General features: G+C 33.5%; 13 protein-coding genes. 12 read left to right on the top strand and 1 reads right to left on the bottom strand.

Annotated features, from left to right (window positions below; genetic code table 11):
- Positions 1-71: 71 nt before the first annotated feature.
- A complete protein-coding gene (locus tag B1R93_RS05875) occupies positions 72-968 on the bottom strand; it encodes an HNH endonuclease (protein ID WP_088103011.1) in 897 nt (298 codons plus the stop codon).
- A 327-nt stretch (positions 969-1,295) separates the two neighbouring features.
- On the opposite strand from B1R93_RS05875, the gene B1R93_RS05870 reads away from it, so the two are divergent.
- From B1R93_RS05870 to B1R93_RS05815, 12 genes are all read left to right on the top strand, one after another.
- The gene (locus B1R93_RS05870; RefSeq protein ID WP_088103010.1) at positions 1,296-1,586 is read left to right on the top strand and encodes a hypothetical protein; all 291 of its coding nucleotides are present in this window, start codon (positions 1,296-1,298) and stop codon (positions 1,584-1,586) included.
- Positions 1,587-1,600: 14 nt separating this feature from the next.
- Positions 1,601-2,554, top strand: a complete 954-nt coding sequence (locus B1R93_RS05865; protein ID WP_088103009.1) for a helix-turn-helix domain-containing protein — start codon at positions 1,601-1,603, stop codon at positions 2,552-2,554.
- A gap of 69 nt (positions 2,555-2,623) precedes the next feature.
- A complete protein-coding gene (locus B1R93_RS05860; RefSeq protein ID WP_088103008.1) occupies positions 2,624-3,436 on the top strand; it encodes a hypothetical protein in 813 nt (270 codons plus the stop codon).
- Positions 3,437-3,714: 278 nt separating this feature from the next.
- Positions 3,715-6,813 carry a UvrD-helicase domain-containing protein gene (locus B1R93_RS05855; protein ID WP_088103007.1) on the top strand — a complete coding sequence of 1,033 codons (3,099 nt, stop codon included), beginning with the start codon at positions 3,715-3,717 and terminating at the stop codon, positions 6,811-6,813.
- On the top strand, positions 6,810-9,515 hold the full coding sequence (locus B1R93_RS05850; protein ID WP_088103006.1) for a hypothetical protein: 2,706 nt from the start codon (positions 6,810-6,812) through the stop codon (positions 9,513-9,515). The genes B1R93_RS05855 and B1R93_RS05850 overlap by 4 nt, the downstream gene beginning before the upstream one ends.
- 2 nt (positions 9,516-9,517) lie before the next feature.
- Entirely contained in the window at positions 9,518-10,105 is a 588-nt protein-coding gene (locus B1R93_RS05845) for a hypothetical protein (protein WP_088103005.1), read from the top strand.
- 11 nt (positions 10,106-10,116) lie between these two features.
- Positions 10,117-10,998 carry a hypothetical protein gene (locus tag B1R93_RS05840; protein WP_088103004.1) on the top strand — a complete coding sequence of 294 codons (882 nt, stop codon included), beginning with the start codon at positions 10,117-10,119 and terminating at the stop codon, positions 10,996-10,998.
- A gap of 1 nt (position 10,999) precedes the next feature.
- Positions 11,000-14,260: an SNF2-related protein gene (locus tag B1R93_RS05835; protein ID WP_165763738.1), complete on the top strand. Its 3,261-nt coding sequence runs from the start codon at positions 11,000-11,002 to the stop codon at positions 14,258-14,260.
- A complete protein-coding gene (locus B1R93_RS05830; RefSeq protein ID WP_088103002.1) occupies positions 14,257-16,710 on the top strand; it encodes a helicase-related protein in 2,454 nt (817 codons plus the stop codon). The genes B1R93_RS05835 and B1R93_RS05830 overlap by 4 nt, the downstream gene beginning before the upstream one ends.
- On the top strand, positions 16,694-17,476 hold the full coding sequence (locus tag B1R93_RS05825; protein WP_088103001.1) for a hypothetical protein: 783 nt from the start codon (positions 16,694-16,696) through the stop codon (positions 17,474-17,476). Before B1R93_RS05830 ends, B1R93_RS05825 begins: the two co-directional genes overlap by 17 nt.
- On the top strand, positions 17,469-20,543 hold the full coding sequence (locus B1R93_RS05820) for a hypothetical protein (RefSeq protein ID WP_088103000.1): 3,075 nt from the start codon (positions 17,469-17,471) through the stop codon (positions 20,541-20,543). Before B1R93_RS05825 ends, B1R93_RS05820 begins: the two co-directional genes overlap by 8 nt.
- Positions 20,530-21,192 carry a hypothetical protein gene (locus B1R93_RS05815; RefSeq protein WP_088102999.1) on the top strand — a complete coding sequence of 221 codons (663 nt, stop codon included), beginning with the start codon at positions 20,530-20,532 and terminating at the stop codon, positions 21,190-21,192. Before B1R93_RS05820 ends, B1R93_RS05815 begins: the two co-directional genes overlap by 14 nt.
- Positions 21,193-21,273 lie beyond the last annotated feature (81 nt).

The raw sequence follows: 21,273 nt of genomic DNA, 5'->3' as shown, positions 1-21,273 counted from the left end.
TACAGCCTATTCTTCAAATTCTATAAAAAAGTAGTACAAACCATGGCTGTTGGGTTGTACTACTAGCATTTTTATCTATTCTCAGTTCCGCCACCCCAAATACTTCTGCCACCAGTATGTGCAGTTTGTTGGTGTGTCTCTTCATCAACTAGTTGCAAGACACCAGGTTCTTCATTGTGATGCCAGTCGTACCCCGGAGGAGTCTGCCCATTTGCAAGTCCTACAACATCAGATTGAGATAAACCAAGTTCTTTGGCAATGTTAGAGTCTTCCTGAATCGATTGATATAATGTTTCGTTTGCAACGTTGAAGTGAACACGATCGCTCTCTAAATATATTTCTTCAGCAAGGATCACACTAAATTTTGATTCAAAGACTGGAAACGTACCGTCGATCTTATCGCCATTAGGTAATTGTATCGTTTTTTCTTCAAACGGGACCCCTGTCTCTGGGTGTATCTCACCAGTTAAATTTCCGTTACGAGTATCAATTGTCTCAGCTTCGGCCGTATTCGGTCCATCAACGAAATCAACCACGCCAATGGCTAAACCAGCAACAGCAGCTACTTTACCGAGATTTTTCGCGCCTGAAATTACTTGATCTTTATCTTTTATGATGATTCCATTAAATGTCGTTCCCACGTTTCTAGCCGTATAGGTAATCGATGATCCTAGTCCTTTTAATGTTCTCCCAGTAGAATCCTTAATATCTCCCCATCCTTGTTGTTTATGATAATCATCCTTGGTTATCACGCCATAGGCTCCTTGTATCGACCCGTCAGCAAATTGAGTAACAGAGTCGATGGCTCCTTGTGAAGCATCAACGACACTATGACCAACCTCGCCTAGATAACTTCCTAATTTCTCATGTTTTTTAGATATCGCTTTGCTTACCAAAGTAACTCCAGTTTTAGCGGTCCCTCCACCAACAACATTAACTACTTTGCCTATTCCGCGAATTATGCCCATATGTAATCTCCATTCTTTTTAGGGATTATTTAACATCAATTATAGCATAATTCGGATTGGTTGTGGTTCAAATTTACTATGTTTGTTTAGATGAAACATTATTAATCTTATTAAATCACTGAATATCCAACAAAAAATTACAATTCTTCAGTATAATAGACATAGATATTTGAAATGATAGGCGGATTTTGTAATCAGTAAAAAATATAGAATTGAGGTGAAATGATTGAATAATCAAGTAGAAAAAGGGTTTATTCGAGGGGTAAACTTTTTTGAAGGATTGAATGGATGTTTTATCACTGAATTAAAAAATAAGGTTGACCGTTAATGATTACTTGTCCAAACCAAGTTCCATGGTCTAGTGGCTTAAAGGCCCAATATAATGAATCTGAAAACAAAATGGGTTACCTATTCCCTCAAAAAAATGGCATTAAATTAGCAGTAGATTTCCCATTACATACGCTAACGAAAGAAACTGTTCAATCAATTATTAATCCAACCAATCAGATTTTATATATTCCAAGGGAAAAAAGAGCACCAACAGAAATGGTTGACCTAACAGACCAGAAGCTTAAAGAATTCTTTCAAGAGATTATCGACTACGCGAATCAAGTATAAAAGGAGAGACTAAGATGCAGCAAAAGACCCTAGAAGAGCTGTTAGATTGGGAAGATAACTGGCTCGATCGCGATGGATTAGATGAAGGGGAAGAGCGGAATGCTTGGTTAGAGGAAGGGGTAGATTTGTATAAACAGTTTATACAATTAGATAAGAAAGAACCGCGCTATTCAATTACGCTCTCTGAATTATATTTAGAAGTAGGTCGAGATGAGAAAATGAAAAGAGGTAACCAACTTGCTGCCTATGAAACATTGAGACTTGCATCGATTCATGCATCAACTAAACCGGATGCATTTTATCATTTGTCTTTCGTATTAGCGAAGGAAAAAAGAAAATGGGAAGCGGTATTATTTTACGGCAATGAAGCTTTAGAAAGAGGGTTAGTCGGAAGTAAACGAATTAAACTTCTTTGTAACCTGGGACTAGGTTACGCAAGACTTGGATATATTGATAAAGCATTTAAGTTGTTTGAAGAAGCAAAAATGTTAGATGAACATCACGAGCATGAGTGGTTTATTGAGTTATATTCTGACAAAATCAAAGAAAATAGACGAGAACCGATTTTGTTAAAAGAGTCAAATGAAAAGAGAAGATTTGTATCTAGAGACAGCTATAAGGATGTTATAGAAGACGCAATGAACGGAAAGTGTGTTGTATTAGATTTAACTAAGGCTGATAAGTATTTTCGCGCTTTCAAAGATGATGTTCACTTAGAACGAAAAGAAGCAGAAATTCTAGGTTTCATCATGGACCACGCATTGTCATCATGTTCGAAAGAAAGTATTGAAAAGTCTATATGGGAAGAGCGCAAAGTAAGTGACTCAACCGTTAAGAAGTACATGTTAAAGATACGAAATAAACTTTCACAAGCTATGGGAAGAGAAGATATTAAAGACTCCGTTTTAGTAACAACTAATAAAGGTTACGAATGGAGAATAGATACACCATACTACGTCCTCCGTTAGGCCGGTTACGAAAGAGTAACCGGTCTTGTTTTATACTTTGGATACAAAGAAAACAGGAGGTTGCTAAATATGAACTTAATGAATTTAGAAATGATGAATGGAACAGAGCGTGTGGTTGAGGCGTTACAAATGAGAGGAGTATTTATTGAGGTTAAACATGACATTATTATTCTTACTGAGAAGAACACAAAAGAAGATATAAGAAAGGTCCGTGAGTTACTAAATAGCCTGAATATCCCAACATTTTGGGGAGCAGACGATAAATTTCAAGTGTTAGTAAATCGACTCCCAATTGCGATAATGAAAAGAATCATGAACTTACGTGGTCATGAGTTTCCAGTAAGAATGGAAGGGTACCACTATCTTTGGAGGGCATTTGCTCAAAGACGATATGGGATTAAAGTTAGTGCGTTAGACTTAGATCCACAGGTTGCAATGATGGTAAAAGTATTAAATTTAGCTGGTATCATAACATTAGCAGGCTGTAATGGCCATCATCGCTATTCACCGAACTTCCAACTCTCAGGTGTGTTCCAAGGAGCTTGGTTTGAAGTTATTCAACATAAATATCTAAAAGAATGCAAACTTCATTATAAATGGAACGTTCATTACGGAAACCGCTCTGGCTCTAGTTTCAGTGCAGAAAAAGATGAAAACACTACATGGGACATGAACAAAATCTATCAAGATACGATCCAAATGGCGACAATTTTGCTGAAACATGCTGATGAAATCCGTGAGTTAAAGAGTAAGACATTTAAGCGGGACGGTATTATGAAAGAAACGGCTAAGAATTTTGTTAAAGCAAAGGATTATGTAGGGCTTGTAGAGTGGATGAGAAGAAGTGCTGATGAGACAATGACAGCCTTAGGTCTTACTTGAATTGCGATGTCATCATATAAAAAACAAAACAGAAAATATAAGAGACTTTCTCCTTTGATAGCTTTGAAAAAGCAAATGAACTCCCGTGATTACTTTGGAAAGGGGAAAAAGATTGTAATTTATAGACTTCTTTCCATAGTAATCCAAAGTATATGTCAAACGACAGGTTGATTTTACATGTATCCCTATTATTGTAAGATAATAAGGAGTATAATATTATTTATATATACATCCTTATACCTGGTTAGTTATATAAGGGTAACTGTGAGGTGTCGTCTATGGCAATTATGTATCCAGAAAATTTAAAAGATTTTAAATACGAAAGTGAAAGGTTCATATATTTTTTTCTGAAGGAAAACTTACCAAATAAATTCATTGGCTATTTTAATTATTTTATAGAGGAAGCAGAGACTGACTTTTGCTTGTTGGTCCCCGAAATAGGATTTATTATTTTAGAAGTGAAGGCATGGGAAGGACATAATATTAGTAGAGTTGATAGTGAAATGACCTATTATTTAAACAAGAACGGTATCGAAGAGAGTGCTTATTCGCCTCTGAAACAATGTAGAAAGTATTGTTTTAAACTTGCAAACAAAATTAAAGAATCAATGGGGATAGATACGTTTGTTGCACCCATTGTTTGTTATCCCAATATGACAGAAAACACGTTTCAGGAAAAGTCATTGAATATTGTTTCTGAGAGAAGTGTCACTTTGTTAAAGGAGGATTTTGATAAGCCAGAATTCTTTATGGAAACCTTAATGAAAAAGGCGAAGCTAGTAAAAAGAAATTCTTCAACAAGAATAGATGAAAAAGTTCATCACCAGCTTAGGAGAACATTCGAAACAGAAGAACAAATAATAAAAAATCCAATCACATCTTATAACTTATTTGTTAGAGATACTCAAAAGAAACTCTACTCAAAACTCATCTTTATTCCGAGACATAATCAGATAAATAAAATCCAAAAAACAATTAAAGAAGCATTAAATGACTGGAAGCTGGGCATTAAGATAATTATATTAACTGAAGTTGGAAATATAAACACAATAATATACGAACAGCTAACAACCAATCAATCATTTCAATATTTAGATGAATATACTTCATTTCAACTTTATGACAGAGAAAAAAAAATGCTGAAGCAACGAATTTTCCATTTAGAAATTTACGAAACAATTTTAGATAATCCAAAGGAAGACTTTGTTATCTATGATGGGTTGATAGAGGATCAGAAGATAAATGATGTATTAGATTATTTTAACGACCATTCTAATTTCAACCTCAGTCAATACCAGGTAGAGCACGCTAGTATTGATAAACATATATTAGTGTCAGCCGGTGCAGGTACAGGTAAGACTCATTCAATGATCTCAAGAATTAGCTTTTTAGTTGCCAAGAATCACTTTACCCCTCATGAACTTCTAAAGTCAATATTTATGATTACTTTTACGAATGAAGCTGCAAACAATATGAAATCAAGGCTCAATGAATATTTTAGCAATATGTTTATTGTTACAGAAAATACACTCTTTCTTTCATATATGGAAGTTGTAGCTAAGATGAATATTTCGACAATACATTCTCTAGTGAAAAAAATCATCCAATATTACTCTGTTTATTTAGGGGTTGGAACGGAAATTTCCATTCAGTCTGGGATTTATGAGCGACGAGAAGCTGTAGTGAAGGAATTAAATAAATTAGTCGCAAGTAATGAGAATTATCTAACTTGTACCATTCAATATGATAAGTATGAGCTAGTCAAGACCGTAGTCACTCTGCTAGATAAACTAGACAAAAAAAATGTAGATTTATCTATTAACTACAATTTTGGTACAGTCAAAAATCATCAAGATTTGTTTAACCTATTAATTGAAACGGCGTCAAATGTACAAACCAATACGATTAGCAAAGATATAGAAAAAAATACTGTTCAATTGAGTAATTTAATGATTTATTTATTTAAAATACTAGAACAACTTCAAAATGCACCGTCCGTCGACCACGCTATCAAATATTTGTTTGTTGACGAGTTTCAAGATACGGATGATTTTCAAATTGATGCAATTAAAAAGTTTCAAGCTCTATTTGGTTTCCGTCTCTTTGTTGTAGGAGATATAAAACAATGTATTTATAGGTTTAGAGGTGCAGAAGATAACGCATTTGAACTTCTTTTAAATGGAATGATGAACTGGGAAAAAACTTTTTCGCTAACGAAAAATTACAGAACATATGATGAACTGTTGCAAGAGTATCACCATCATTTTTTAAACCTAAAAAAGCTGAATTTACTTAAGTATGATGAGGCATTACAAGGTGTTGAGAAATCGGGTGAACCAATTCGAATGAACTCTCTCACTTATAAAACGGAAAATGAATTCGAACAGCGATTAGTAGAGACAATTAATGATTTGGAAAATAACGGAATAGAAAAACAATCCATCGCAATCTTAACAAGAACGAACTCAGAAATTGAACAAATTAGACAAATTTGCAAAAATTACGGAATCGAGGTTGAGACAGATATTGCTGACAATCTATATAAGTTGGAATCCACTGTAGACTTATACAAATTAGTCTTGGCATTACAATTCAACAATAGTCCGAAGCATCTATACGCACTTTCTCTTTCTAATTTTTCTAAGAAAATTAGTAACCGAATTGTTTATTCACATAAAAATAAACCGGTATATATTACACAACTCTTTCAGGAAAATAAAATAATCCCTGGTTGGAGCGATTACGTTAACAGATTAAAAAATGAACCAGTTATTAGGGTAGTAAAGCAAATCATCTATGACTTGAAACCTTGGAATCATTATATTCACCAGTTCAATTTGAAAAATGAAGAAGAAATATTGCAAAAGAAAAAACATTATAAGAAAAACATGGACCTTTTAATCGAAACGATTATTAAGAGAACGAATGACGAGTATATGACAATTAACAAAATCAGTGATTTCTTATATATTATGATTTTTGCAAATCAACATGAAGATGAGAGAACGGTCGAACACATTAACAAAAAGAAGTTACTTTGTACTACAGTTCATAAATCCAAAGGTCTAGAATATACCCATGTTATCTTACCTTATTGTGAGTCTGAATTAGAGTCAATAAGTGGTAATGAAATGATTGTTAGTAGCAAAGATATTGGGCTCCAATTAAGAGTCGGGGAAACATTTATTGCAAACGATATCTTCTTTAAAGAAAAGCAAGAAGAGATGGGGTACAAGGTTCAAGAGGAAGCTAGAATTCTTTATGTAGCAATGACAAGAGCAGAGAAATCTTTTACTTGGTTTAAATCCGTAAATTGCGACCCGGATATTAATAAATCATGGCGAAAGTTATTAGAAGGGGCGGGGACGCCAAAATGAAGCTATTAACTTATAAAAACCCCTTTGAGTTACAGGGTCACGACCATTGGGACGACATAAAAAAGTTTCCGCACTTATGTGTATCACAAACCTTAGTCGAGGGATTAAAAGCCTACTATGGTCGTGAACAATTCTCGTTAATCTGTACCATCGATAGCTTTTTAAAGCAATTCTATAGTGAGTGGCACGGGAATAATGAACAAAAACTACTACAATACATCTATTTATCAAAGGAAATAAAAAAATTAGGTAATGACCAAATCAGGAGTTCTTTTACCCACAATCGCAATGATATTTTAGAATCTATTAGATTCATTATTGAATGTGGTATCACCCCTGAGGATTTTCGAAGTGTCCAACACTTGACGATAGAACAAAATTATTTAGTGGGTATCTATGAAAAGCTAATAAACTTTGATTGCTTTCAAAGACTTTTTCATCAATCGGAAAGAGGGATGGAAGGCTTACAATTCTGCACATATGAAATATTGCTTACTGAATTAGAACGAGATTTACATCTTAAAGAAGCTGACAACAATCAAGATAGAATTCAAAACATAACCAAAGAGTTTTCTAATCTAAAAGAAGACAAAAAGAATAAAAATGTCCTTGAACACATCTTGAATTTGCTAAGTAAAGAACTGCCATTTGATAAAGTAGTTATCCATGGTGTCCATCAGTTTACTCCCTTAATTCATAAGTTTGTTACTAAACTTGAGTCCATGGGTGTGGAGGTAATATTTCTATTTAACTATTGCCAAGAATTTCAGACGATTTATAGTACCTGGGGGGAAGTTTATTCGTGGACAAAGAAAGATATTGTTTCCTCGGGTTCTCTATTTGAGGTGAAGGCAAGGGCTTTAGGTGAAAATATTGGTTCTACTTTCGAAGGAAACGTTAGGAATGTTAAAAAGACTGGAGAGTCTTTACTGAAATTTACTAACTTAACTGCTTTTACTGACTACGTATCTCCCATTTATACAAAAGCAAAAAAAAGCGCGGAAGAAGCTGCAAAAAATAATAAGATAAAAAAAATAGAAATTATTAAAAATATGAAAGAGCAATTCTATGCTGTTGATGGAAGTGAAATGAATGAATTGCTAAAGGTTTATTTTCCGGAACATTTTGGAGGAAGACACTTCTTGTCCTATCCAATTGGTCAATTTATTTTAGGGATTTACAACATGTGGAACCCGGACAAAAAAGAGCTTGAGCTAGATGCTAATAATTTAAAAGAATGTTTAGCACTAAATATTTGGAAATTTAATCAAGGCCTAACCCCATTACAAATGTATTATGACCTTGGATTGTATTTTAAAGGGGCCAACACACTAAAAGAATATAAATCTCGTTTAGAAATTGTCAAAAAAACAGTAAGTGGCAAAGAAAGAAATCGAACACGGAAGCTTTCATTTTTCAGGTACACAGAAAGCGATATTGACGATTTTATAAGTGTAATAGAATATATTGACAACTTTGCTTCCCAGTTATTTAAAGAAGGGCAAGTGGATTTAAAAGAACACTATCAAGGTTTAATTGAATATCTTTCAGAAAACATGAATAAAAAAGAAATCAGCGCAAAAGAAGTCGCTTTTATTGATGACATTAAAAAACGTCTAGATTTAATTAATATCGAAAATGTAGTTGCTGATATTGAAGATATAAAAGAAACGTTACATTTTTATTTGGCGGCCCAAGAAAACAAGGACCAGGAAGCCGAGTGGATTGTTAGAGATTTTGAACAAATTGATGGTGGGGTACTGCTAGCAAAAGCAAGAGAAGAGAAGAAAAGACTCGGTATTATTCCGGCGTACCATTTTGCTGGGTTATCAGACGAAAACTTATTAAATAAAACGAAAAAGTCACTTCCTTTTCCTATTACGATTGACATGATTGAAGGGATAAACGATGTTGCTTCGATCGTTGCCACTAGTAAAAAGGAGTATATTCATTTTTTACGATTCTCTTTATTTTATGGGACGTACTTCCTATCACCGATAAATTCCATAAAACTAAGCTATATTGAAGAGCTAGATGAAGACCAGGCACAACCGTATTCTATTTTACGAATACTCGGTATACCTAGTGAAAGTTTCGAAGAGCATAATGAATTTGAGAATACTGAACCGATGTTACCTTATAATGAAAATAGTACTGTATCCATTGATCCAAATATGGACGCATCTATGAAACGTTCCGGTCAGGCGTGTTACTTGAAATTTTTATTTAATCATTGCCTAGATGAATTTACGTATTATAACGATGAATTTAGTCTTCAGTATGTTTCAAAATTATTAGCTACTTACACTTCGATAACAAGGTATAGGGAAAAAGGTACTTCTATAGATTCTACATTAAAACAATTTAAAAAACTTTTCCCATTTATGGATGTGTTAGACCATAGGCAGATAGAAAAAATGGTAGAGGGAAATATCACTAGTGACTTGCAAGAGAATTATATTGATACAAAGTTAGAGTTTAAATACGCTAGCTGGAAAGATTCTCAGATGAATGTTCTGTCACATATCTTAAAAGCTGCTAATTTAAGTGATTTTGAATACAACCGGTTTATCAAAGACTTAGATCGATTCATAAACGATGATGACTTTCCGTTTTTGCCAAAGAAACATCATTGGAAGATATGTGATATTTGTAATCAAAAGTATGTATGTACGCATGGGTTGAAAGTTAAGGAGAACTAACAATGTCAAGAAAATTACTAACACTTGCAATATCACAAAGTGGAGAAGATGAGTTTTTTGTTATTTGTTACGATGAGCTTAAGTGCCGGTTAGTTTCTATTGAGCTTCATAGAGATGAGATTATTAAACATGATAATGTTTATTTTGATATCGGGGCTGTGACAGAAGTAGAAAATTTAAGAGAAGGCGATTTCGTTTATCCAGTTGGTGCAAGATCGATTACCCACCGATACTCTCGTCAGCAATTGAAAGACTTCTTTGATAGAGAGGCTGTAAATATTGAAGCTTTTAAAATTAATAGGAATGTAGAAAAATTTTCAATTATTAAAATTACGTCTGTTCATGAACTATATGTAAGAACGGGTAAATTAAGAATGAAGTTCTGGTCCAACGGAGTCCGTAATGATTATATTATTAAGGACGTTCGTTGGGTCTCCTACGTAGAACGTCATCTGATGAAAAATTCCTTGCTTGAAAGATTAGATGACTACAAAAACTTGGTAAATAATAAACAGAAATCAACATTCGCGATTTTGTATAAGTATGAAAAGTATAATGTTGAATGGATAGCAGGGTTACACTGGTTATAGTGAGGAATAGAATGGAAAATTTATTAATTATCTATGTAGAGGAAACACAGGTTAAATTCATCTTCGGTCCTGCTTCAATGTATACTAATATCACTTTTGAAAAGGTATTGTACGAATACAAATACTCAGAGTTAGGATACAAAACCATTGAAGCGGATATTGCGTATGATATTCTTGTCGAACAACAATTAGAGAATAGTGAATTAGAAAATGAACTTATCTCTTATTTTGAATGTTTGCTTGTAGGAGATTCAGCTGCACGTACTTCGGGGCAGCAAAAGCTTTCAAATCAGCTAAAAACTATCTTGGAGCAAGCTAAAAACAGGTTGGAGCAGGAAGATATCACTTATTTTGAAAAAAGTGATATTAATGAAAAGCTTGAGGAACTCATTAAACGAGTAAAATTTTACTTGTATAAATATGTTATCGAGGAAATTATTCTAGTATGTAAATGGGAGTTAGCTTTTTTGGTAGAAAAACCTATAAAAAGTGTGTTTGACCGAGACTTAAAACTTGTTAACGAACTAACGTATTCGATATCTACTCAAGTTGAGAGAACAACTAAATCAAAACAAATTAATTTAAGATACTTAAACGATATCCATCCAATCATGAAGCTGGATACTCTTGAAAAAGAGAAGACCGGCAGCGTTTCATTTCCAGTGAAATTTGCATTAGATACCCATGTTAATTTAATGATTTTCGAGGAGTGGAAAGAGAAGGGGATTAGGAAAGAACGTGCTTTAACACATTACTCCTTTTATTTACCATTCTTTTATACCGATGATGTCATTCGATTGACTTCAACTTACTTACCTAATAAAGGTTATAGTTTTGAAGTTGTCCATGTGGAAACCGGGGAAAAAGACACTTTTAGTTACGAGGATGATTAATATGAAAGAAGTTCTTTTAGAAGAAGGAATGTATGTAAGATGTCCTTTCGATAATGAAAGCGAAAGTGATCCTAGAGCATTTATCTTAGGAAAAGTGATAGCTTGCAACGAAGAATATGACGAAGTTAAAGTTCGTTTTTATGACCACGATGGGCTTAGAGAGTATTTACCAACACTTCCGATAGAACTGACTTATAGTAAGTTGGCAGTTACTAGATCATCTATTCAAAAAAGTACCGAAGTTATTTATTTTATTAATAATGTCCAGAAGAAAGGCATCCTCTTAGATGAAGTGAAAAGGAAAAATGTCCCTTTTACTTATTACTATATCATGGATCAAAACAGGCCTATTATAGTTTGTGAAACTGACATAGATGCCTCTTTTCAGTTGGGAAGTATAAACCCAATCTATCAATTATTATCCTATGAATTCCAAAATCCTAAGTGGTATTTAAATCGACAAGTGGTGAGCAAATTCTCTAACTCTTTGGAAAATGCACCTATAGGATTTGAAACCTTAGTTGGTGCCCGTGCTTATTTATTTCCACATCAAATTGATACAATTATGCGAGCATCGAAACAAAATAAGTGTAGATTAATGTTAGCAGACGAAGTTGGCTTAGGAAAAACAATTGAAGCATTGATTATAGCAAGTACATTGAACCGAAAAAAAACAAACTTTAAAACAATAGTCATTGTTCCTGAAACGTTAATGAGACAGTGGCAAAATGAGTTTGAGATTAAGCTTTGGATGGCTGCAACAATCTATGATGAAGGTGATATTAGCGACTTAGACGATGTTGCTATAATCCCTTTGGAAAGGTTAAATAATGAGAAATACAAAGGAATATTACAGAGAAAATGGGACTTATTGATTGTTGATGAAGTCCACAAAGTAATTTCGAACAATGCTATTTATAACACTATCTATGAATTATCAGGTCGTGTAGAGAATGTACTTATTTTGACGGCTACACCTATCACCGCCAGACGGAGTGAATATTTACATCTGTTAAAATTACTTAAGCCAGAAATGTATCATAATATATCTCTTACTCAATTTGGTTCACTAGTAGATAAAAATAATAAGATAAAAGAACATGTTTGTGAAATCAGAAACTTATTAGAAGAATTCTACGATACATCTGATGAAGATACTGGATTGCTTGAAGACATTATCTCTGAATTAGAAGAGATAAATGATTACGTTGAGGATGATTTTATAAACTCGACCTACGATATGATAAGCGAAGATGAACCCGATAATGCTATAGCTTCCATTCACACATTGCTTGAATATCTTGCGGAATATTACCAAATCGACCGAGATATTATTCGTCATAGACGTGACGAATTAAAAAATAAGTTTGCCAATAGAACGTTATTAAAACAATCGTATATGATGCAAGATGCTAATAACAATTATTATGAACTTGAAACCTATGTATGCGTTATAGAATTAATAAATCAATTAAAAGAAAAAAATCTGGCTGATAGTAATATTGTAAAAGAGCTATTTAACCGAATGTTTTCTTCCCCATTTGCACTAAAATCTTATCTTGAACTTCATTCACCAATAATTGACTGTGGACCTATCTATAATGAACTAATAAACAAGCTACATCAGTATGGAGAAGCTGTTCATAAAGAGTTGGAAGACCCAGACTACTTTTTAGATAACCCTGAATTAATTAATAGTAGGGTGACAAAGCTACTGGACTACCTTGACCAAGAAGCCTACGATAAAAAAGTTGTAATATTCACGAAATATACAGAATCCGCAAAAATGTTGGAAAGAATGTTAGAAATTTATACTGGGTCTGAAAAGTTTAGAAACTTTTATGCGGGAATAAGTAATAAAGAACTCTCGCAAAATGTATATGATTTCCAAACGAGGCAAGATGTTAATATTTTGTTATGTGATTATACAGCTGGTGAAGGAAGAAATTTTCAAATCGCAGATGCTATTATTCACTTTGACTTGCCATTTTCACCTGCCGAAATTGAACAAAGAATTGGACGTCTCGACCGTATTGGTAGAGACGTAGAAAAAAATGTTTTATCTGTTGTTTTTTATGCTCAGGATAGTCTTGAAGAAGACTTATTAAAAATTTGGGCCAGTGCATTTAATATCTTTGGCGAATCATTAAGTGGATTAGAAATTGCTTTAGAAGAATTTGAAAATATTATTAATGATTATTTACTGAATTTAAATAATCGAAATTTTGAAGTTATTCTTGAGGAGTTTCAACAAAAGACAGTAGCACTAAATAAAATACTTCGTGAAGAACGGTTATATGATGCAAATCGACAAATGAGTAGGCGTTTGCAAAGAATGATCGAGAACTTGATTCATACGATTGATGACAATCAAGGGAAAAACCTTTCTGATGCTATGAATGCTTGGGGGAGAATGGTTGGATTTAACGGTGAAACAGTCCTGAAAAATCAAACGCCACTAGCAAAATTCTCTCCTCAGTCCTTTAGTTATGGTTCATTTAAAAAAGCGCATTATGTCCCTTTAGAGACGGAAGAAATTTTAAAACGTTCAAACAATCCTAATGAAATTATAGGAACCTATGATAGAGATATGGCCATTAAAAATGAAGAATTGGCATTTTTTGCCCCAGGGGAACCTATTTTTGATTCGTTATTATCTCATGCTAGTGCATTTTATAAAGGGACATGTTGTGCAATGGAACTAACAGGGGACTTTGATTTTAGTGGGTTGGTATTTAAATGGAAGACGAGCTTTCGGACGAGGTATTTATTAGAAAATGATATTCCATTGGAAAATTTAAATTTAATAAAAGGCTTTAACTTAGTAAAAACAGAAGCGGACTTAGTAAGAATTTCTGGAAATGAATCAATAAGTGTTGATGTAATAGAAGATTTAATAGCTTCTAGAAACCAAAGCTTAATTACTCACCTGGGTCGAAGAGGTGGAAGGGTTAGTGAGATTGACCAATTTATTGAATTATACCCTCCAAAAAAGTGGGAAAAATTAGTGATCAAAGCGCATAACGAAAGTCTCGGGCATGTGAAGGAAAAGGTACAAAAAAGGTTGGAAACGGTTAGGAAGCAATTTTCTAGTTATTACAGTCTTGAAAACCATGGACATCAACAATCTCGAACATTCTATGAAGACAAAACAGTGATAGATACTGCAAGTAGTGACTTGTTTAAGCTACTTGTTAAAGGAATCCTTAACTGCAAGTATGAATTAGATTCCGTCTATTATGTTAGGGTGAGAAAACAATGATACGCTATAAAACTCTCTTAGAGGATGTTTTTGCAGGAAGGGTAAAACCTAAACGCGCCATAGATCAACTTAATGAAAGTAAAGCAGATTCTCCAATCGATTATGTTGTGAGGCGAATACTAAACTGCTACAGCTATTATTTGCAAACGGAGTCTGGATTACGCGATTTTCTCGCCAATCTAAGACAATACCTCTTAATAACAAATAGTAGATTGCAGATGCCAGAAACGCTATATAGAAACATTTTAACTAGTATTCAGTATTTTGGAATAAGTCCTTTCCATTTCGATGACGTAGTTGAAGTTTCATGTTCTGCTGAATTTCCGTCATGGTTAGAAGTTGGTGAGGAAATTAACAGTGTATATAAATATCAACCTGCTCCAGAAAATCGTGTTGCAGGAGATGGTTACCTGTTTCATATGACAGGATATGAAGAATACACATCCAAAGGGCAAAAGTATCTTGCACATGCAGCGATAACACAAAAAGAAGGTAGTACGTTAATAGCAGCGTTAAGAACAGGTGGGGGAAAGTCACTCGTTTTTCAAATGCCAGCTTTTTATGACAAGTCTGGAGTAACAGTTGTCATTGTGCCTACTGTTTCTTTAACTATGGACCAGCAACAAAATATAGCAGCTGCTTATACAGATAACGAACTAAGTGTCCGTGTAATCCACTCTGGAGTTTCAAACAAAGAAAGAAAAGAAATCGAAAAAGAGTTAAAGGATGGAACCGTCTCTCTGGTTTTCACTTCACCTGAGGTCGTCCTAAGACCTTGGTTTAAACAAGTATTATTTGATTTAGCAACCGATGATCAATTAAATCGGTTGGTTATTGATGAAGCTCATATCATTGATGAATGGGGAGATTTGTTTAGAATTGACTTTCAATTGCTAGCTGTAATAAGAAAAAAACTATTAGAGTTAACAAATGGTAGATTAAAGACAATTCTTCTTTCAGCAACATTATCAGAAGAGAGTACAGAGCTTCTCAAAGAATTATTTTCTGAAAAAACAAATCTAGTAGAAATTAGAACGGACACTCTGCGTGATGAAATTCAGTATTACTACAAACACTGTGAAGGAATTTCAAAAAGAAACCAATATTTCAGGGAGCTTCTACCTAAAATTCCAAGGCCATTTATAGTGTATGTAGGAACACGAGCCGACGCTGAAAAGTATGCATCCATTATTCAGGATGAACAATATAATCGTGTGGCTGTCTTCACAGGAGATACCAGTAATGACGATAGGCAAGAAATTATTTCTAGATGGAAAAATGATGAGATTGATATTATCATTGCTACATCTGCTTTTGGTGTAGGTATGGATAAAAAAGATGTAAGGGCAGTGGTTCATTTATACATGCCTCCAAGTATCGACCGCTTCTATCAAGAAGTAGGTAGAGGTGGACGGGATGGATTTCCTAGTTTATCAATATCTTTATTATTTCAGCTCGAGGATATTAAATTAGTGAATCACTTAACGAACAGTAAAGTATTAACGACGGAGAAAATTAGAGAAAAATTCATTGACCTAATACAACAACCTATATCTGTTGAAGGTGGAGATAAATTAGTAGTAAACACAATGGTAAAACCGTTAAACCGCATGGAAGAATTTACAGGTAGATTATTCGCAAACTGGTACGGGTATGTTTTGTTGTTCCTTAACCGGAATAATCTAATTGAAATCTTAGACGCCGAGTGGATAGCAAACTCTGAATATAATGTCATGATAAAAATTAAGGATTTAGACATTACAAATCCAGAATCTGATTTTTTAGCTAAAATTGAAATCCCAAGGGAAGCAGAACGAAATAAAATTAATGACCAAGTTGCTTATATAAGAAAGATGTTTAAGAAAACCAAAAATACTTGTTTTGGCCTCCACTTTGAAAATGTTTACCCATATACAACACGAGCATGCCGGACGTGTCCATCATGTAGAGAGAAACAAAAGAGAGCTATTTTCAGCAAGCAGCATATTACAATCAGTGATGGTCGAAAAGGCTTTCTAAACTATTTAAAGCACTATAGAGCTAGTGATGCATTGATGCTAAGAGAAACGATTTACGAATTTGAAGGCGAATTTAATCCCCTCTACCTATCAGAACATCATTTTGACATGATATTAGTGGAGGATAGAAACGAAGTAATGTTCAATTATCTAAATAAATCAGATGTAATTGTTTATGAGTTTGATGAAGTGCTTGGTGGGGATGATATCATTCTAAGTGGAGTGATAAGTGTTGTTATGAAAAGCAGCTCATCTAAAACAGACAAGATATATTCCTATATAAAAAATAATCAGAGGCACATGGAAAACAATAAATATATCTATATCTCAAAGAAAGATTTAATTATTAATAATGAGGCACGAAAACTACGTGATTTAGTAGATGGACCAATTAAGTATTGTAGCGGAGGTCTCCATGCAGATAGATACTAATTTTAAATTAGAAGTATTGCCGGAAAGACTATATGCACTATTAAAGTTAGTTGAATATAAGCAATATACTCGAGAGGAATTAAGACATTTAGTTCAACCCTTAAATAATGAAGGAGAGTTGAGCAAAGTTTTAAGCTATGCAAAAACATGTGGATGGGTCTCTGAAAACAGTGATGGAAAATATGGGTTAAAAATCGAAAAGGGTGATATACAGTCGATACAAACCTTTAGGAGAAAATTAAACTCTATCTTATTTTCTGGTGATAAGACAATTTTCTATGTATTTACGGAGTGGGTTGTGGGGCAGGATGAAAAGCTTCTAGGTATAAAGGTTAATGATTATACCAAGCAGAATCCAGCTTTAGTTCAAGAAGGAAATCCAAGTTTCCATTTACAATGGCGATTATGGGCTGTATTTTTGGGGATTGGTAATCTGCATAATAAAGTCTTCGTTCCTAATTCCTCCTTGAGAATAAAAGACATCATTCAGTACTTTGCCGGTGAGTTAGCTATAGATAAGCCAGTACCTTTACAAGATTTCTTTGCGTGGTTAAAAAATAAATGTCCTGAATTTAAAGGGTGTTTAAAAGATAATTCTATATCTGTTTTTCTTTCTATGGCTTTACGAGACTTGCATGATCAAGGGGTAATAAAACTAGAGTATCATCAAGATTATGTAAATATCTGGAGTTTAACACCAAGTGTATTTCATGAAGTAGACCAAAGAGCAACCCATATTAAAATAAGGGGGGAGCATTTTGAATAACGAACAACTACTAAAGCGGTTAGATGAAGTTATAGTAAATGATGCTACGTATACGTCCCCAGCGGAATTTATGGCTACTCATTTACCTTTTGCAGGATTGAAATATACTTCCAGTGGCATAGGTAATGATATAGAAAAGAGTATAAACGAGGAAGACTTTTTCTCCGATTATTTAATAAAGGAAGCGAATAAACACAATTTTCTAGTGGTTCAAGGAGATAGTGGTTCTGGTAAGTCTCACTTTATCCGTTGGGCAATGGAAAAATACATGATAAATAAAGATTCAAATGAAGTTATTGTTTCGATTAAAAGGCATCAAAACACATTAAAATCGGCAATTATGCAAATCTTACAATCAGAGGCTTTGAGTGAAATTAATAACGAAGAAATTCTAAAAAAATTATCTCTGGCAAAAGAATTGCTTGATGATTCCGAACTTCTTTACTCCATAAAAAATAACCTATTAACAAAATTAGAAGCGAAAACAGATTTTACGGATTGTATCCTCAGTAAAAGAGAATCTGATAAATTAATTGAATTTGTTAAGTGTAATTATGCAATAGAACATTTATTTGCAACTGAAAATGGACCTTTCACTAGATTATTTCATAAAATTTCGTCAAACGCTAAAGATGAACGTCAAAATGAGTTTGATGCTCGATTTACGCCGGAAGATTTTAATATTTCTATAGAGTTCAGAGAAGGAATAGAAGACTATGAAGATGTTACACGGAGTGCTAGTAGCTTTGCTAAAGATATCTATCGTAAGGAAGACTTCAGAGAAAGAGTAAGTGAATATTTAAACACTTATATTGATTCAGTAATTCAACTTTGTCTTCAGATGAGTGGAGAAGATTTTAGACAAATTATCTATGATTTGCGAAAACATTTAAAGCAAAATAATAAGGTATTAACTTTATTTATTGAGGATATTACTTCATTTACTGGAATAGATCGTTCTTTGATTGAAGCGCTAAATGTATCGAATCATAATAATGATGAAATTTGTAGACTGTTTTCTGTTGTAGGCACTACAACATCTTACTATAATTCATTTTTTCCGGATAACTTAAAACAACGGGTAACTGGAAGAATCTTTATCGAATTAGACTCATTATTTGCAAGAGAAGATGACGTGGTGATTTTGGCTGCACGTTATTTAAATGCAATTAATACAAAAAGCGATGTGTTAAACCATTGGTTGGCAACGGGAGCAAATACGACTAATTTGCCTATTTCTAATCTATATGAAAAGCATAGCTGGAGTTCTTTTGAAGACCCTTTGCTAGGGGAAATTAGCTTATTTCCTTTTAATAAAAGAGCGATCTTACATCTATATGAAACATTAGAAGAAAAGACACCACGTGTTTTCCTCAAACAAATTATTAAACATGTATATGAACGTTACTTGCAAAACCCTATGAACTTTCCTGGTAAGTGGCAGGATTTTAGAAACTATTATGATATTCCACAATGGGCGGAAGAGCTGCATAAAACATTATTAGATAATCAATCCCCAGAACATGCAGACGAACTAAGTTGTTTACTTAGAGTTTGGGGGAATAGAACTGCATTTAGAACTGAAATTGATGGTGAAGTGAAAATAGGGGATTTACCATTAGATGTGTTCGAGGCGTTTCACCTTGCACCTATTAAAGGAAAAGAGCTTCAGAGCGGCTCAGTGCTGCCTACTCCACCGGTAGCAGCCAAAAAAGAGCCTAAAAAAGAAAAAAACTCACCAGGTGTTCATTCAAAATATGAGCAAGAACGAATGGTACTACGCCATTGGTTTGAACAAAATGGTGCACTGTCAAATCATAAAATAATTAGGCTTGAAATAGTGAATTTCTTAAATTCATTCATCCCATGGCAAAATTACGGGGTTTCTACTTTCTTAGTAAGTAACTTTTTTGGAAATAATTCGATTAATCGAGTTGGAATTGAAGGTCAACCAGTAGAGATAAACACCTCGGGGTTGGTCTTAGAAAAAAACAAGATAAATTATCAGTTTATGGAGTCTATCTTGGCCTATAAATTTTTGGGGGAAGGCACATGGGAGTTCTCTAACTCTACTGATTATTTATTGCTTGTCTATAACTGGATTTCAGAATACATGGACCATTTGGTTAAGATTATAACGACTACTGAAGAAGACGTTTCATGGAATATGATGAAGTGGGCGGTTTATAACCAATATTATCTCTGTGTTTTAAATGGCCAAATAGATGGGAGAGAGACAGTAGAAGAACTGTATCTTAAATTGATGAATACATCTCAATTAAACGGTGACACGGATCATTCACAGATGTGGCATACTCAATTAAAATCATTAAAGGAACAGGACATAAAAAATAATAATGAGTTCTTAATTAAAAACTCTAATATTTTATTAGGTGAAGCCAAGGTGGATTCTAATAAGCTATATATTAACGCTCAGCCAATCTTACAGGAGATTAATGACTTAGTTTACACAAATTGGACTTTAGACAATATGCCTAATGTCTCTACACTAAATTCTCAACTTTATGTTTCCTACAATTTAGCAAAACAACAGAGGGATTTACTACCTAAGCTTATAAAATCTGAAGTTGACCAATTTAACACTGTAATAAGTAGAATAAAACAATATGTTCAGGTAGATGAGGTCGAAAATGCATTCTACAAGATCAAATCATTTTTAGAAAATACTTTACGAGGGAAAGCAAAAGAGTATTATTCTGAAGAGGATTTCAAACATGTTTTAGTTAGCGATGAAGAGATTCATCAACTAGCTGAGGAAATTCGTTTTGCTTTCCTAAAAATAGACCAGGATTATAGCAATGAATTTGAGAAATTAGTGGATATATCTAAGTTTTCATATCAATCATTAGTTGATTATCTAACACTTCTCTTAAAAACGGACCAGCTTGTGACACAGTTCTCTAACAAATATAATAGCTTAATTAACTCTAATAAAAATCAAGTAGAAGATTATAATAATAATCTTGAAAACCTGAAAAAGACTATTACGAAGGTAAATAAATCTTTAACGACTTTAGGAGAAAATGAAGAATATGCTATTAAATAAAATTGATGAGACTGTTGATTTAATTACTACGGGGTTAAATTTAAATGATATAAAGCAGAATAATAGACAAGTGGAGAATTTATCCAAATTCCTCGATGATATCTATTTAGTAGGATTACGAGCTAATGAATTAAGAATGGAATTTCTAAAAAGGGATATTCAAATTGATTTCCCTTTTAAATCTAAGGGTTATAGCAGAAAGTTGAAACAATTAACAGAGACAATCGAGTCTGGTACTATACCTACAGAGAAAGAGATTGCTGAGATTAAATTAGGTTTGACAAATTACCTTGAAAATTTAGAAGTTAAATGGAAAGAGGTAGCAAGTGAAAAAATAACACCAATAATAAACACTTTATTGATATTAAAAGATTTATTAAAACATGAACAACAAGTAGGAGTACTTATCAAGAATTTTAAATCACTTCTTGAGAGTAGACCCGATGAAAAAAGCTTTGGTCAATTGGAACAAGGAATCAGTCAGGGTAACAGTATTATTTCAAACCTCAATCTTAATAACGATATTATTCAATTTCTTGAAAAAGTTTATAAAGCAGAGGCAACCGTCCAACACCTAACACCAGAAGTATTGGAATGGTTAAAAAGTCATAAACTGCTTAATGACCTAAGAATAAGCTTTAAGTCTTAAGTCTTTATAGTAGTTATTATAATAAGAAAAAAACCCCCCTTGTGTAAATTTTTATAACATGGGGGTTTTTTGATTTACTAT

The sequence above is a fragment of the Halalkalibacter urbisdiaboli genome, assembly GCF_002156385.1.
In the GTDB taxonomy this organism is placed as follows: Bacteria; Bacillota; Bacilli; order Bacillales; family Bacillaceae_D; genus Halalkalibacter_A; species Halalkalibacter_A urbisdiaboli.
Note: the sequence above shows the minus strand (reverse complement) of the source record. Positions and strands in the feature narration are given on the sequence as shown.

Excerpts from the sequence above, each read along its gene's own strand:
- B1R93_RS05875 (WP_088103011.1), bottom strand. The coding sequence starts at position 968 with ATGGGCATAATTCGCGGAATAGGCAAAGTAGTTAATGTTGTTGGTGGA.
- B1R93_RS05870 (WP_088103010.1), top strand. The coding sequence starts at position 1,296 with ATGATTACTTGTCCAAACCAAGTTCCATGGTCTAGTGGCTTAAAGGCC.
- B1R93_RS05865 (WP_088103009.1), top strand. The coding sequence starts at position 1,601 with ATGCAGCAAAAGACCCTAGAAGAGCTGTTAGATTGGGAAGATAACTGG.
- B1R93_RS05860 (WP_088103008.1), top strand. The coding sequence starts at position 2,624 with ATGAACTTAATGAATTTAGAAATGATGAATGGAACAGAGCGTGTGGTT.
- B1R93_RS05855 (WP_088103007.1), top strand. The coding sequence starts at position 3,715 with ATGGCAATTATGTATCCAGAAAATTTAAAAGATTTTAAATACGAAAGT.
- B1R93_RS05850 (WP_088103006.1), top strand. The coding sequence starts at position 6,810 with ATGAAGCTATTAACTTATAAAAACCCCTTTGAGTTACAGGGTCACGAC.
- B1R93_RS05845 (WP_088103005.1), top strand. The coding sequence starts at position 9,518 with ATGTCAAGAAAATTACTAACACTTGCAATATCACAAAGTGGAGAAGAT.
- B1R93_RS05840 (WP_088103004.1), top strand. The coding sequence starts at position 10,117 with ATGGAAAATTTATTAATTATCTATGTAGAGGAAACACAGGTTAAATTC.
- B1R93_RS05835 (WP_165763738.1), top strand. The coding sequence starts at position 11,000 with ATGAAAGAAGTTCTTTTAGAAGAAGGAATGTATGTAAGATGTCCTTTC.
- B1R93_RS05830 (WP_088103002.1), top strand. The coding sequence starts at position 14,257 with ATGATACGCTATAAAACTCTCTTAGAGGATGTTTTTGCAGGAAGGGTA.
- B1R93_RS05825 (WP_088103001.1), top strand. The coding sequence starts at position 16,694 with ATGCAGATAGATACTAATTTTAAATTAGAAGTATTGCCGGAAAGACTA.
- B1R93_RS05815 (WP_088102999.1), top strand. The coding sequence starts at position 20,530 with ATGCTATTAAATAAAATTGATGAGACTGTTGATTTAATTACTACGGGG.